Raw genomic sequence first — 12414 nt, 5'->3', positions numbered from 1 at the left:
AAACGCAACGTCCTGAATTGCCTCATAAAGCAAAAGAGGATGTTTAGCGTCAAGAAAAAACTCTCCGGCGCGCAGCGGACCGATTTGTTAGAGTCGTTCTAATCTTGACGAAAAGCTTCGTGTTTTCATTCTATTAGACGATTCTAAGGTGCGCATTCCCAGGCATGAATCCTTTCGCTTTGCCCGGCGGTCTGCGACATTTTTACGCAGTCAGGTCGGTTTGGACGAGATGAGTCAGCCGATCTCTTAGCGCATCGGCCCGAAATCCGACTTTCGGAAAGCTCGATGCGCAGATTCAAAGAGTACAGCGACCTTTTGCGCGTCTGAAAGACGCGCGTCGCTGTAGGAGAGGGCCGGTGCGCCAGGTTGCGGCTCAATGGAAATTGCGCCCTTTCGGCATCACCTCGGCCGCTTCTCCCGCCGCATCTGGGTGCCCCGGTGCGTCGTAGGCGGATGGTCCGAGCTGCTGCTGGCGAAGCCTCCTCTTGTCGCGGGCATCCGCGGTCGGCCGCAAGGCCGCGTCCGCCCGGTCGCTGGCGCCGAAGCGTCTTGCCTCCTTGCGCAAGAGGCCGAGCATCGGCGTCATGTCTTCGATATGTTCGGCGACCACATGGATGACGCCGCTTTCGCTCTGCAGGCGGCCGCGGATCTTCACGAGCCGCGATCCCATGACCTGCGGCCGATATTTCCGGAACGTCCTTTCCCAGACGATGATGTTGGAAACGCCGGTCTCGTCCTCGATCGTCATGAAGATGACGCCATTGGCCGAACCCGGCCGCTGGCGAACGAGAACGACCCCTGCCACCGTCACCCGTCTTCCGGCCGGCGTCTTCATGAGGTCGCGGCTGCAAGTAATGCCCATGCGCGCAAAATCCTGCCGCATGAATGAGACCGGATGGGCCTTGAGCGAAAGCGTCAGGCTGCGGTAGTCATGGATGACATGCTCGCCTTCGGGCATCACCGGCAGCGTGACGGCGGGTTCGGCCCGCAGGTCCTCAGAGCCCGCGCCGTCGAACAGCGGCAGGCGCTCGACCGCCGAGGCCTCGTTGAGCGCCTTTACCGCCCAAAGTGCCGCGCGCCGGTCGAGGCCGATCGAGCGGAAGGCATCGGCATCGGCCAGACGCTCCAGCACGGAACGGGTCAATCCAGAGCGGGTCCAGAGATCGTGGACGGAGTGATACCCATCGCCGCGGCTTGCGACCAGCGCCTCGATATCCGTTCGGCGCAGCCCCTTGACCAGCCGGAAGCCCAGCCGGACGGCCTTCTGCGACTTGATGACCTCCCGCATGTCCGCATGGCGCGGATCGATCGCATCCTTGTTGAACAGGCCCTCGCCCTCGAGCAGGGCGTCCCAATCCGAATGGTTGATGTCGACCGGCAGCATCTTGACCCCGTGCTCGCGCGCGTCGCGCACGAGCTGGGCGGGGGCATAGAACCCCATCGGCTGCGAATTCAAAAGCGCAGCGCAGAAGATATCCGGATAATAAGCCTTGAACCAGGACGAGGCATAGACGAGGGAGGCGAAGGAGGCTGCATGGCTTTCGGGAAAGCCGTATTCGCCGAAGCCTTTGATCTGGTTGAAGCAGCGCTCGGCGAATTCCGGCTTGTAGCCGTTTGCGACCATGCCGTCGATCATCTTCCGCTCGAAGGTGTGGATCGTGCCCGTCCGCTTGAAGGTCGCCATGGCGCGGCGCAGGCGATCGGCTTCGCTCGGAGAAAAGCCCGCGGCGGTGATCGCAATCTGCATCGCCTGTTCCTGAAACAGCGGCACGCCCAGCGTCCTTTCAAGGACCGCCTTCAATTCCGGGCTCGGATAATCGACCGGCTCGCCCCGGCGCTGAGCCTCGCGCCGTTTCAGATAGGGATGCACCATGTTGCCCTGAATCGGCCCGGGGCGGACGATCGCGACTTCGATCACCAGGTCGTACATCTCGCGCGGCTGCAGGCGCGGCAGCATGCTCATCTGCGCCCGGCTTTCGATCTGGAAGACCCCGACCGTATCGGCGCGGCAGATCATGTCGTAAACGGCCTCCTGCTGGTCCTGGTAGAGTTCGGCCAGTATTTTCCGCTCGTCGTAATGCGCTTCCAGAAGCTTGAAGGCCTTGGCAAGGCAGGTCAGCATGCCGAGCGCCAGCACGTCGACCTTGAGGATCTTCAACTGGTCGAGATCGTCCTTGTCCCATTCGATCATGTAACGGTCGGGCATGGCCGTGTTCATGATCGGCACGACCTCGTCGAGACGGTCGCGGGTGATGACGAAGCCGCCGACATGCTGGGAGAGATGGCGCGGGAAGTTCATGAGCAGGCTTGCATAGGCAAGGACGCGCCGTGTCAGCGGATCGGCCATGTCGAGACCCGCTCCCCTGGCCTGCTCTTCGGTGAAAGGAGAGGTTCCCCAGCCCCAGATGGAGCTGACGAGTGCCGATTGCACATCCTCCGAAAGACCGAAAGCCTTGGCAACCTCGCGTCCGGCGGAGCGCGAGCGGTAGCTGATCACCGCGGCGGTGAGGCCCGCATGCTCCCTGCCATAGGTCCGGTAGATATATTGAATGACCTCCTCGCGCCGCTCGTGCTCGAAATCGACGTCGATATCGGGCGGCTCGTCGCGGTCCTTCGACAGGAAGCGGTCGAACAGCAGCGTGAATTTCTGCGGATCGACATCGGTGATGCCGAGGCAGAAGCAGACCGAGGAATTCGCCGCCGATCCCCGCCCCTGGCAGAGGATGTTTACGCTGCGGGCGAACTTCACCAGCTTGTGGACGGTCAGAAAATAGGGCTCGTATTTCTTCTCGTGGATGAGTTCGAGCTCATAGTCGATCTGGCGCTTGACCTTGTCCGGCACGCCGTCTGGATAGCGCTCGATCGCCCCTTCCGCGACGAGCCTGCGCAGGCTTTCGGCCGGGCTCTCGCCTTTTGCGTTTTCATCCGGATATTGATGGCTGAGCTCGTCGAGGCTGAAGGAGAGCCGCTCGAAAAACCGGCGCGCATTGGCGACCGCCTCGGGATAATCGCTGAAAAGCCGCGCCATTTCCTTCGGCCCCTTCAGATGCCTTTCGGCATTCCTCTGGATGAGGAAACCGGCGCTCATGATCGTCACATGCTCGCGGATCGCGGTCACCACATCCGCAAGCGGGCGGTAATGCGGATCGTGGTAGAGCGCATCGTTGGTGGCGAGAAGCGGGACGCCGGCCTTGCGGGCGACGGCGGCCAGAACGGCGAAATCGTGCCGGTCGAAGCCGTCATAGCGCGGCGTCAGACCGAGATGGAGCCGGTTGCCGAGAGGCTCCCGCAATGTCTGCAGAAGCGCGTCCAGCTTTTCGGGTTCCGGCCGGCCGTCCTTCGGCAGGACGATCAGGAGAAGCTCTTCCTGCCATTCGAGGAGATCGGCGAGGTAAAGCGTGCAGTCGCCTTTCTTCGAGCGCAGGTTCCCGGCACTGAGCAGGCGGCAGAGATGTCCCCAGCCGCGCCGGTTTTCAGGATAGGCAAGGATGTCCGGCGTGTCGTCGGCAAAGGCGAGACGGGCGCCCGGTTGGAAAGGATAACTTTCCAGCTTCGCCTTGGCATGGGCCCGCACTACGCCGGCGACGCTGTTGCGGTCGGCGATGCCGAGGCCGGAAAGTCCGATCTTCTTGGCGAAGACGACCATCTCCTCGGCCGGTGCCGCCCCTTCAAGAAAGGAGAAATTCGTGCGCGCGCCAAGTTCGTAGAAGATGGGGGGCTCGTGGAAGGTGGGTTTCCCGCTCATGCGAAAACTCCATGCATGAACCAGCGGGCCGAGGAGACTTCCCGTTCATAAAGACCTTCGCGGAACAGCCAGAACCGTCGGCCCTCCTGATCCTCGACCCGGAAATAGTCGCGGGTCGGATGGTTCTCGCCATCGATCCACCATTCGGCGGCGATGCGTTCCGGCCCCTCGGCGCGGGCGACGCGGTAGCGGGTCTTGCGCCAGTTGAAGCTGCGCGGAGGCCCCTCCGGCACTTCGGCCGTCGCCTCCACCGGTTCGGGATGGGCGAAAATCCGTAAAGGGCGGTTTTCAGGAAAGGCCCCCCCTTCAGGGCCTGAAGCATCCAGGAGAGCTGCGACGTCCCGTATGGGGGAAAATCCGCCTGCCCGTTCCGGCAGATGGCTTTCGGCAAAGCGCGCCTGCATCAGGCAATCCGGCCCGAAGCGGGCGGAAACCTTGTCGACGAAGGCGGCAAGCGGTTGGCTTTCATCGGGGACGCCGGAAAAATCCTGCTGGGCGGGATCGAGCCTTTCGCTTCTAAGCACGGCGAGCCGGAGGATTTCGAAGCCGTATCCGGCATCGAGATCGTCATGGACCGCCTGCAGCCGCTCGCGAAAGAGTGCCGCGATCCGCCCGGCGTCATTCAAGGCAACGGCGGCATGGGCCTTGACGCGGAATACCCGGCCATCGACGCGGAACAGGAGGAGCTCGAACAGGCGTCCGCCTTCGCCCTGCCGCTCAAGAGAGGCGCGGACGTCCTTGGCGAGATGCCGGGTCAGTTCGAGAATATACTCCTCGTCCTGCAGCGGCTCGGCAAAGCGGCGCTCGGCGGAAAAGCTCGGCACCGGCAGGCGCGGTGAGAGCGGCTCGTCCACCCGGCCCCTTGCCTGATCGAGCCTGAGGAGAAGTTGAGGACCGAAGCGGCGGGCAAGCGGCGCGCGCGGCGCCTCGAGAAGATCGCCTATCTGCTTCAGCCCGACGCGTTCGAGCGCGGTGGCGGTTTCAGCCGGCAGGCGGAGTGCCGCGACCGTCAGGGGAGCCAGAACCCGATCGGCTTCCTCGGGACCGATGACCGCGTCATGGCCATGGCGGGACACTGCCCAGGAGAGGCCGGCGGAGGAGGAAATGGTCGCGCGCGCCTCGACCCCGAGCGCAAAAAGCCGGGAAAGCACGTCGCTGACCAGCGCCTTTTCGCCGCCATGGAGATGAGCGCAGCCGGTGATGTCGAGGAACAGGCCATCCTTGCCGTCGAGCGCGACAAGCGGCGTATAGCGGTCGCACCAGTCGGCAAGCCCTTCCAGAAAGGCCTGGTCGGCCGCCCGGTCGGCGGCGATCACATCGAGCGCCGGGCACATGGCGCGCGCTTCCGCCGCGCCCTGGCCGCGCTTCAGGCCGATGCGTTCCGCAAGCGTATCGAGCGCGACGAGGCGCATGGCATTGTCGATCTTGGCGGCGAAAACGACAGGCGGGTGATCAGGACGCCCGCGCGAAAGCCAGGAGGCGCCCCAACGGCTGCGCGCGACGCGATCGGCCGGCAGATGCGGAAAGTGGATCGCCAGGATTCTCTGGCTGGTCGTTTGCCTGAAGAGCGGCGCTTCGGCGCTCATTGAGGGGGGAGAAGCGGCGGTCATGGGCGTTCCATTCGAGAAAGATGTCGTGAGGGGCAGACGCCCTGTTTTTTTCGACAAGAAGGTGAAAGCTCGGATGGCCGACGCTGCCGCAAAGCATCAAGCCGTCGGGGAGGGGACGTTCGCCGGCCGGTGCCGGCTTGATCTGAAAGCGGAAAAAGGCGCTGCTCGCCTCCTCTTCCCCCGCCTGTCGGAAGAGAAGAAGCGGAACTTGGCCCGCCCGCGCCTTCACGTGCAGGCGCCGGCTCTCGCTCAAGGCGAGAGAGGCGGGATTGCCGCGGATTTCCAGCACGACCGTTGCGAAGACCGGCACCGAAAGCGCCGTCTCGGCGATCCAGAGCGCATCCTTGACCTTGCCCGCGGACACGAAGAGGAGCCGTTCCGCGTCGAGCCCGTAGCTTCTCAGTCCGGGGGCATACGGATTGCCGGCCTCGCGGGCGGCAAGCGCCTGGCTGATCCACAGGACCGGGGCGAGATGGCCCTTTTCCTTCCTCCGCTGCTGGTACAGAACGGCAAGCGCCATGACGAAGCCGACCGCCGCGCCTGCATCGCGCGTTTCCCCATTGCGGATTTCCACCATTCCCCCGAGCGGCAGCCCGCCTTTGAGCACATCGTCGAGCGAGGGAATTCCAAAGGGCATGACCTGGCGGTCCGGCGCTCTCTCCCGGCCGCGGCGAAAGCCGGCGGGATCGGCATCCCGGGTCCCCGGCACGACGGCGGACGAGCAGCCGTTTTCAATCCGTGCTATGCTTTCACGAAGGGAAAGAATGGTTTGCCGTTGCACGGCGTTCTCGGCCATGACGGTCAACTCCGATCATATGTTCACTTTATGTTCTTATGGATTCCAGAGCTTGCGGAAAGAGTCAACAGTCATGATATAAGAATTTATTCCTTGCCCAGTCCGGGTGGAATTCAACACTCGAAAAACAAAGGCGAAACCGCTATATGAGGGCGACAAGGAGTGCCCATGGCCCGCAGAGACCAGACCGAAGATTGGCGGGAACGCCACGCACCGACGCTTACGATATTCGAACAGCTTGCGTTTGAAGCCTACAGCCATCTGCCGGAGGAATTCCGCAAGCTGACGACGGATCTCACCATCGAAGTTGCCGACTTCCCCAGCGACGATGTCTTCGAAGACATGGCGCTTGAGACGCCCTTCGACCTGCTCGGCCTGTTCGAAGGCCGTGGCATCGGCGAACGCTTCACGCTCGAAACCGGCGAGTTGCCGAACCGGATCATCCTCTACCGCCGCCCGATCCTGGACTATTGGGCGGAAAACGACGAAACGCTGGGCGACATCATCACCCATGTGCTGATCCATGAGATCGGCCACCATTTCGGCCTCTCCGACGACGACATGGAGCGGATCGAGGCGAGCGTCGAGCATCTGGGCGGCTAAGCGCACCTAGCGCTGCGCTTTATCCGACGCGCTATTCGCCGCGACAGGGATCGCAATCTACTGTTTACGCTTGCCCGTCGGCGAATATGGGCCCATTCTCGCTTCGATCCTGAGTCATACTGCCTTTTCTTGACTGGTCCTTCGGGCGAGGAGGTCGACCATGTCTGCGCACTATCCAGATCATCCGTTACAGCCGGGCGACAAGGCCCCGAACATTGTGCTGGACGCGATTTCGCGCGAAGGCAGGATCGCGCTTGATGATTTTCGCGGCCGTAGCCCCTTGTTGATCGGTTTGTTTCGGGGGCTGCTTTGTCCGTTCTGCCGACGCCATGTCGCAGCGATGGCCCGGCTCAACCCGGCCCTCAGCGAGAAAGGCGTCGCCTCTCTAGCGGTGGTAAACACCCCGGTGGAACGCGCGCGCCTTTATTTCCGCTATCAGCCGATACCCGGCCTTCTCGCAGCATCCGACACTGAGCGAGCTTCGCACCGCGTCTTCGGCCTACCTCTCCTCGAGTTCACGCAGAACGAGACCGACTGGCCGCACAGCGTCGGAATGGACGCAGTCACAGCCATGCGGGTCGATTGGCCGGGGGAACTGCCTGAGCCAATGGATCCCGCCACCGGGGGCGACCTTCTCGACAAAAAGGACGGGTATGAAATCACAGAAGCCGATCAACAGGTGCGGATACCCGGTCATATGCAGCTTGTCGGCCATTTCCTGCTCGATCGCGACGGCGTGGTGCGCTGGAGTTTCACCGAAGTCGAAGAGGATGGCCGAAATGTATGCCGGGCGTTGAATCCTGAAGAATTGATCTCGGCAGCTTCCCAACTTTCATGATGCAGCGAGAAGTCGGACCGTCGCGCTGTAGAACCGTTCGCCCGCAAGACTGCTGGGGATCAGGACTCCAACGCGCTCGATCGTCGCCTCACTGCTCCGAGAGCTTCATTTCCGGATGGTAGTCCTTGCCCGACACTTCCTTCACCACCGCCTGGCCGCACTGCATATGCTGGGTGTCGGCGTTGAAGGCGTAGCTCGGGTCGCCGTGGAGTTCCCAGCCCTGGTTCAGTGCCGCCGTCACCTTGTGGCAGAAGGAGGCGTCGTCGGGGCCGGTCAGAAAGCGATAGAGTTTCACGATCTTGCCTTTCGTGTTTCGATGATGTCCGCCTTGGCGGCGAGTTTCTGCGCCTCTTCGAGATGCAGCCGCTCCACCATGCGGCCGTTGAGGTTGATCACGCCCCTGCCGGCATTTTCAGGCAGGGCAAAGGCGGCGATGATCGTCCGCGCCTCTGCAAGCGCCGCGTCGTCGATGCCGAAGGCGTCGTTGGCGCAAGCGATCTGGGCGGGATGGATCAGCATCTTGCCGTCATAGCCCATGTCGCGCCCCTGCCGGCATTCGGCTTCGAAGCCTTGTGCATCGCGGAAGTCGTTGAAGGCCGCATCGACGGCGTCGAGGCCGCTGCCGCGCGCGGCGAGGAGGATCTGCATCAGCCAAGGCAGGAGATAGGGACGGTCCGGGAGGTCCGCCGCGCCCGTGGCCTTTCTCAGGTCGTTGAGGCCGACGACGAGACAGTCGAGCCGACCGGCGCGCGTGCGCCCGGTCTCGGCGATCGCCGGCGCATTGATCACGCCGCGCGGCGTCTCGATCATCGCCCAGAGCCTCACGCTTTCCGGCGCGTCCTGTTCCGCCAGCCAGTCGAGGGCGGCCTGAATGTCGGCGGGGACTTCGACCTTGGGCAGGAGGATCGCATCGGGATTGACCGCGAGTGCGGCGGCAAGATCCAGCCCGTCGAAACCCGCCTCCGTCCTGTTGATGCGGATGATCGTCTCGATCTCCGGGCGGTGTTCGGAAAGATGCCGTACCAGTGCGTCGCGCGTCTCTTTCTTGCGCTCGAGCGCCACGGCATCCTCGAGATCGAAGATGACGGCATCCGCGGCCAGATCTCTGACCTTGGCGAGCGCGCGGGGGTTGTCCGCGGGAACGGAGAGCACGGAGCGGCGCAGCCGCACGGGATGGTGATCGGTCGTTCGTGTCATACGCCTCGTTGTGCCCGCCTTTGCGTTTTCGCGCAAGACGGCACCCCTTCTCCTGCGCCCCTTGCAAGCGCGCGGGCGCACCCCCACATGCGGTATAGAAAGGTAATCACTATGCGCAGCATCCGCTCTGTACTGTTCACGGTGGCAGCCATCGTCCTCTCGATGGCGGCACTCGTCTTCACTGCTTCACTCGCCCTGGCGCTTGCCGGCATCGCCGCCGCAGTCGCTGTCGGCGGCGCGATTGCCGCGAGGCTCGGCCGGCGGCCGCGGCATGCGCATGCCCGCGCGGCTTACACCGGACGAGAGCGCGAAATGCGGATCTGGAACGACGGCCGCGGCACGATCATCGATCTGTGAAATGTCCGGGAGCGGCCGCCCGCATGCCGCGCTGCTCAGAAACCGGGCCCGGCAAGCGCAGATTCTCCTTCAATTCGGCGCAAAACTGATCTAAACGCTTCTGCCAACACTCCCGCTGAAATCGAAGGCCAAGACATGGAAAAGTTCGTCAAGCTCACCGGCGTTGCCGCGCCCTTGCCCGTCGTCAATGTCGACACGGACATGATCATTCCGAAGGATTACCTGAAGACGATCAAGCGCACCGGTCTCGGCAAGGGGCTTTTCGCCGAATCCCGCTACAACGAGGACGGCACGCCGAACCCGGATTTCGTGCTCAACAAGCCGGCCTATAAGGACGCCAGGATTCTCGTCGCCGGCGACAATTTCGGTTGCGGCTCCTCGCGCGAACACGCGCCCTGGGCACTCCTCGATTTCGGCATCCGCTGCGTTATCTCGACCTCGTTCGCCGATATCTTCTACAACAACTGTTTCAAGAACGGCATCCTGCCGATCGTCGTCAGCCAGGCGGACCTCGACAAGCTGATGGACGACGCCAGCCGCGGCTCCAACGCGGTGCTCACCGTCGATCTCGAGGCGCAGGAGATCACCGGCCCGGATGGCGGTTCGATCAAGTTCGAGATCGACGCCTTCAAGCGCCATTGCCTGCTGAACGGCCTCGACGATATCGGCCTGACGCTCGAAAAAGCGGGCGCCATCGACAATTTCGAGAAGGCAACTGCCACGTCCCGGCCCTGGGCGTAAGCGCGCGGGATGGCGGCCACGCTCATCTCCTCCGGTTCGCCCTTCGAGAAGGCGGCAGGCTACTCGCGTGCCGTCGTCAAGGGCGACTGGTGCTTCGTCTCCGGCACGACCGGCTACGATTATGCCACCATGACCATGCCGGAGACGGTGGAGGAGCAGGCGCGCAATTGTCTGAAGACGATCGAGGGCGCCCTCAAAGAGGCAGGCTTCTTGCTTTCGGATGTCGTGCGCAATCACTACTACGTCACGGATGCCAGCTTCGCCGACCGTGTCTTTCCGTTCTTCGGCGAGGTGTTCGGCGACATCCGCCCGGCCGCGACGATGATTGTCTGTGATCTGATCCGCCCGGAAATGCTGATCGAAATCGAGGTCACGGCGCTCAAGGGCTGAGGAGATCGAGGAGCCGATGCAGTTCGAGAGCACCGCCGACTATATCGCCGACAAGGACCTGATGGTTGCCGTCAATGCAGCGATCCGGCTGGAGCGGCCGCTGCTGGTCAAAGGTGAACCTGGCACTGGCAAGACCGAGCTTGCCCGCCAGATCGCCGCAGCACTCGGCCTCGAGCTCATCGAATGGAACGTCAAGTCGACGACCAAGGCGCAGCAGGGGCTTTATGAATACGACGCGGTCTCACGGCTGCGCGACAGCCAGCTTGGCGACGAGCGCGTCAACGACGTCCGTAACTACATCCGCATGGGCAAGCTCTGGCAGGCCTTCGAGGCGCCGCAGAGGGCGGTGCTCCTGATCGACGAGATCGACAAGGCGGATATCGAGTTTCCGAACGATCTGCTGCAGGAACTCGACCGGATGGAGTTCCACGTCTACGAAACCGGCGAGACCATCCGAGCCTGCCACCGGCCGATCGTCATCATCACTTCCAATAACGAAAAGGAACTGCCGGACGCCTTTCTGCGCCGCTGCTTCTTCCACTTCATCCGCTTTCCCGACGCCGAAACGCTCGGCCGCATCGTCGAGGTGCATTATCCGGGCATCCGCAAGACCCTGCTTTCGGCGGCGCTCTCCGCCTTCTACGGCATTCGCGAGGTGCCTGGCTTGAAGAAGAAGCCTTCCACCTCCGAGGCGCTCGACTGGATACGCCTCCTTGTCGCCGACGAGATCGATCCCGCCGATCTCCGCGCCGATCCGAAATCCATGCTGCCGAAGCTCCACGGTGCGCTCTTGAAGAACGAGCAGGACGTGCATCTCTTCGAGCGCCTGGCCTTCATGGCACACCGCGACGGATGAGGCCGGCGCCGAACTGCAGGTGCGGGGCTGCACGATGGAACCGGGCGAGGGTCCACAGGAGACGGCAAGACGTCGGCTCGGTTACGGAATGCGGGATGGATTGCCCCTGCTGCACAAGTCGGTAGCCTGCTCATGAATAAACGCGTGCTTCAACGCGCCGTTCGCCGGCCATCTGCAAACGTTTTTCGTTGACCATGCGGCATTCCCCGCGCTATCAACGATCCCGTGGTGATTTGGCCGGCCGGCTTGCAGCCACGTTAAAGAAGTCGCTAAAGGGCCGAGGAGAACGGATTTCCGAGGACCGGTCGCGATGATCTCGCCGCCGGTTTTTTTGTATTGATCGAGTGGAGCCCATGCCCATCAAGATTCCCGATACGCTGCCCGCCTTCGAAACCCTGGTCAACGAGGGTGTGCGGGTGATGACCGAGACCATGGCGATCCGTCAGGACATCCGCCCGCTTCAGATCGGGCTCCTCAATCTCATGCCGAACAAGATCAAGACCGAGATCCAGATGGCGCGGCTGATCGGTGCCACCCCATTGCAGGTGGAGCTGTCGCTGGTGCGGGTCAATGGCTACCGGCCGAAGAATACGCCCGAGGATCACCTGCTCGCCTTCTACGAGACCTGGGAGGAGGTGAAGGGGCGCAAGTTCGACGGCTTCATCATCACCGGCGCGCCGGTCGAGACGCTCGACTATGAAGAGGTCACCTACTGGGAAGAGCTCAAGCGCATCTTCGACTGGACGGCGACCAACGTGCATTCGACCATGAATGTCTGCTGGGGCGCGATGGCGGCGATCTACCATTTCCACGGCGTCCCGAAATATTCGCTGAACGAAAAGGCCTTCGGCGTCTACCGGCACCAGAACCTGAAGCCTTCCTCGGTCTATCTAAACGGCTTTTCCGATGATTTCGCCGTGCCCGTCTCGCGCTGGACGGAGGTGCGCCGCGCCGATATCGAGCGGGTGCCGGGCCTCGAAATCCTCATGGAATCGAAGGAGATGGGCGTCTGCCTCGTGCACGAGCAGACGTGTAACCGGCTCTACATGTTCAACCACGTCGAATATGATTCGACGTCGCTGTCGGACGAGTATTTCCGCGACGTGGATGCCGGCGTGCCGATCAAGCTGCCGCACGACTATTTCCCGCACAACGATGCGACGCTGCCGCCGCAGAACCGCTGGCGGAGCCACGCGCATCTCTTCTTCGGCAACTGGATCAACGAGATCTACCAGACGACGCCGTACGAACTCGCGAAGATAGGCACGGGAGAACGTTGAA

General features: G+C 62.7%; 12 protein-coding genes and 1 riboswitch. Of the genes, 7 read left to right on the top strand and 5 right to left on the bottom strand.

Going from position 1 to position 12414, the window contains the following annotated elements; all coding sequences use genetic code 11:
• Positions 1 to 373: 373 nt before the first annotated feature.
• Genes SJ05684_RS15325 through SJ05684_RS30430 form a run of 3 tightly spaced genes read right to left on the bottom strand, consistent with a single transcriptional unit; the run spans position 374 to position 6151 of the window.
• Positions 374 to 3745 carry an error-prone DNA polymerase gene (locus tag SJ05684_RS15325; RefSeq protein WP_034852932.1) on the bottom strand — a complete coding sequence of 1124 codons (3372 nt, stop codon included), beginning with the start codon at positions 3743 to 3745 and terminating at the stop codon, positions 374 to 376.
• Positions 3742 to 5157: a Y-family DNA polymerase gene (locus SJ05684_RS15320; protein ID WP_244426607.1), complete on the bottom strand. Its 1416-nt coding sequence runs from the start codon at positions 5155 to 5157 to the stop codon at positions 3742 to 3744. The genes SJ05684_RS15325 and SJ05684_RS15320 overlap by 4 nt, the downstream gene beginning before the upstream one ends.
• A 40-nt stretch (positions 5158 to 5197) precedes the next feature.
• Positions 5198 to 6151 carry an ImuA family protein gene (locus tag SJ05684_RS30430; protein ID WP_244426606.1) on the bottom strand — a complete coding sequence of 318 codons (954 nt, stop codon included), beginning with the start codon at positions 6149 to 6151 and terminating at the stop codon, positions 5198 to 5200.
• 168 nt (positions 6152 to 6319) lie between these two features.
• On the opposite strand from SJ05684_RS30430, the gene SJ05684_RS15315 reads away from it, so the two are divergent.
• A complete protein-coding gene (locus SJ05684_RS15315; RefSeq protein WP_034852934.1) occupies positions 6320 to 6754 on the top strand; it encodes a metallopeptidase family protein in 435 nt (144 codons plus the stop codon).
• A 160-nt stretch (positions 6755 to 6914) separates the two neighbouring features.
• The gene (locus SJ05684_RS15310; protein WP_034852935.1) at positions 6915 to 7592 is read left to right on the top strand and encodes a redoxin family protein; all 678 of its coding nucleotides are present in this window, start codon (positions 6915 to 6917) and stop codon (positions 7590 to 7592) included.
• An 88-nt stretch (positions 7593 to 7680) separates the two neighbouring features.
• Here the strand turns inward: SJ05684_RS15310 and SJ05684_RS15305 are convergent, their stop codons facing one another.
• Together SJ05684_RS15305 and SJ05684_RS15300 are read right to left on the bottom strand one after the other, a co-directional pair.
• Positions 7681 to 7887: a DUF1737 domain-containing protein gene (locus SJ05684_RS15305; RefSeq protein ID WP_034852937.1), complete on the bottom strand. Its 207-nt coding sequence runs from the start codon at positions 7885 to 7887 to the stop codon at positions 7681 to 7683.
• Positions 7884 to 8789, bottom strand: coding sequence for an HpcH/HpaI aldolase/citrate lyase family protein (locus tag SJ05684_RS15300; protein WP_034853093.1), 906 nt, complete (start codon positions 8787 to 8789; stop codon positions 7884 to 7886). The genes SJ05684_RS15305 and SJ05684_RS15300 overlap by 4 nt, the downstream gene beginning before the upstream one ends.
• Before the next feature lie 111 nt (positions 8790 to 8900).
• On the opposite strand from SJ05684_RS15300, the gene SJ05684_RS15295 reads away from it, so the two are divergent.
• The 5 genes from SJ05684_RS15295 to metA all read left to right on the top strand — a co-directional run bounded on the left by SJ05684_RS15295 (position 8901) and on the right by metA (position 12413).
• Positions 8901 to 9146, top strand: a complete 246-nt coding sequence (locus tag SJ05684_RS15295; RefSeq protein WP_034852939.1) for a hypothetical protein — start codon at positions 8901 to 8903, stop codon at positions 9144 to 9146.
• Between the two features lie 135 nt (positions 9147 to 9281).
• Entirely contained in the window at positions 9282 to 9887 is a 606-nt protein-coding gene (leuD, locus tag SJ05684_RS15290) for a 3-isopropylmalate dehydratase small subunit (RefSeq protein WP_034852940.1), read from the top strand.
• A 9-nt stretch (positions 9888 to 9896) separates the two neighbouring features.
• Positions 9897 to 10277: a RidA family protein gene (locus SJ05684_RS15285; protein ID WP_034852941.1), complete on the top strand. Its 381-nt coding sequence runs from the start codon at positions 9897 to 9899 to the stop codon at positions 10275 to 10277.
• 16 nt (positions 10278 to 10293) lie between these two features.
• The gene (locus SJ05684_RS15280; protein ID WP_034852943.1) at positions 10294 to 11133 is read left to right on the top strand and encodes an AAA family ATPase; all 840 of its coding nucleotides are present in this window, start codon (positions 10294 to 10296) and stop codon (positions 11131 to 11133) included.
• Positions 11134 to 11348: 215 nt separating this feature from the next.
• Positions 11349 to 11426: riboswitch (SAM riboswitch) on the top strand.
• Positions 11427 to 11486: 60 nt separating this feature from the next.
• Complete coding sequence (gene metA, locus SJ05684_RS15275; protein WP_034852944.1) at positions 11487 to 12413, top strand: homoserine O-acetyltransferase MetA; 927 nt, start codon at positions 11487 to 11489, stop codon at positions 12411 to 12413.
• The last annotated feature ends 1 nt before the right edge of the window (position 12414 follow it).

This window comes from Sinorhizobium sojae CCBAU 05684 (assembly GCF_002288525.1).
GTDB classification, from domain to species: domain Bacteria; phylum Pseudomonadota; class Alphaproteobacteria; order Rhizobiales; family Rhizobiaceae; genus Sinorhizobium; species Sinorhizobium sojae.
The sequence above is the reverse complement of the archived record's forward strand: the minus strand, read 5'-3'. Positions and strand labels throughout refer to the sequence as shown.

Bases quoted from the DNA above. Each gene is read 5' to 3' on its own strand.
- SJ05684_RS15325 (WP_034852932.1), bottom strand. From the start codon at position 3,745: ATGAGCGGGAAACCCACCTTCCACGAGCCCCCCATCTTCTACGAACTT.
- SJ05684_RS15320 (WP_244426607.1), bottom strand. From the start codon at position 5,157: ATGCGCCTCGTCGCGCTCGATACGCTTGCGGAACGCATCGGCCTGAAG.
- SJ05684_RS30430 (WP_244426606.1), bottom strand. From the start codon at position 6,151: ATGGCCGAGAACGCCGTGCAACGGCAAACCATTCTTTCCCTTCGTGAA.
- SJ05684_RS15315 (WP_034852934.1), top strand. From the start codon at position 6,320: ATGGCCCGCAGAGACCAGACCGAAGATTGGCGGGAACGCCACGCACCG.
- SJ05684_RS15310 (WP_034852935.1), top strand. From the start codon at position 6,915: ATGTCTGCGCACTATCCAGATCATCCGTTACAGCCGGGCGACAAGGCC.
- SJ05684_RS15300 (WP_034853093.1), bottom strand. From the start codon at position 8,789: ATGACACGAACGACCGATCACCATCCCGTGCGGCTGCGCCGCTCCGTG.
- SJ05684_RS15295 (WP_034852939.1), top strand. From the start codon at position 8,901: ATGCGCAGCATCCGCTCTGTACTGTTCACGGTGGCAGCCATCGTCCTC.
- leuD (WP_034852940.1), top strand. From the start codon at position 9,282: ATGGAAAAGTTCGTCAAGCTCACCGGCGTTGCCGCGCCCTTGCCCGTC.
- SJ05684_RS15285 (WP_034852941.1), top strand. From the start codon at position 9,897: ATGGCGGCCACGCTCATCTCCTCCGGTTCGCCCTTCGAGAAGGCGGCA.
- SJ05684_RS15280 (WP_034852943.1), top strand. From the start codon at position 10,294: ATGCAGTTCGAGAGCACCGCCGACTATATCGCCGACAAGGACCTGATG.
- metA (WP_034852944.1), top strand. From the start codon at position 11,487: ATGCCCATCAAGATTCCCGATACGCTGCCCGCCTTCGAAACCCTGGTC.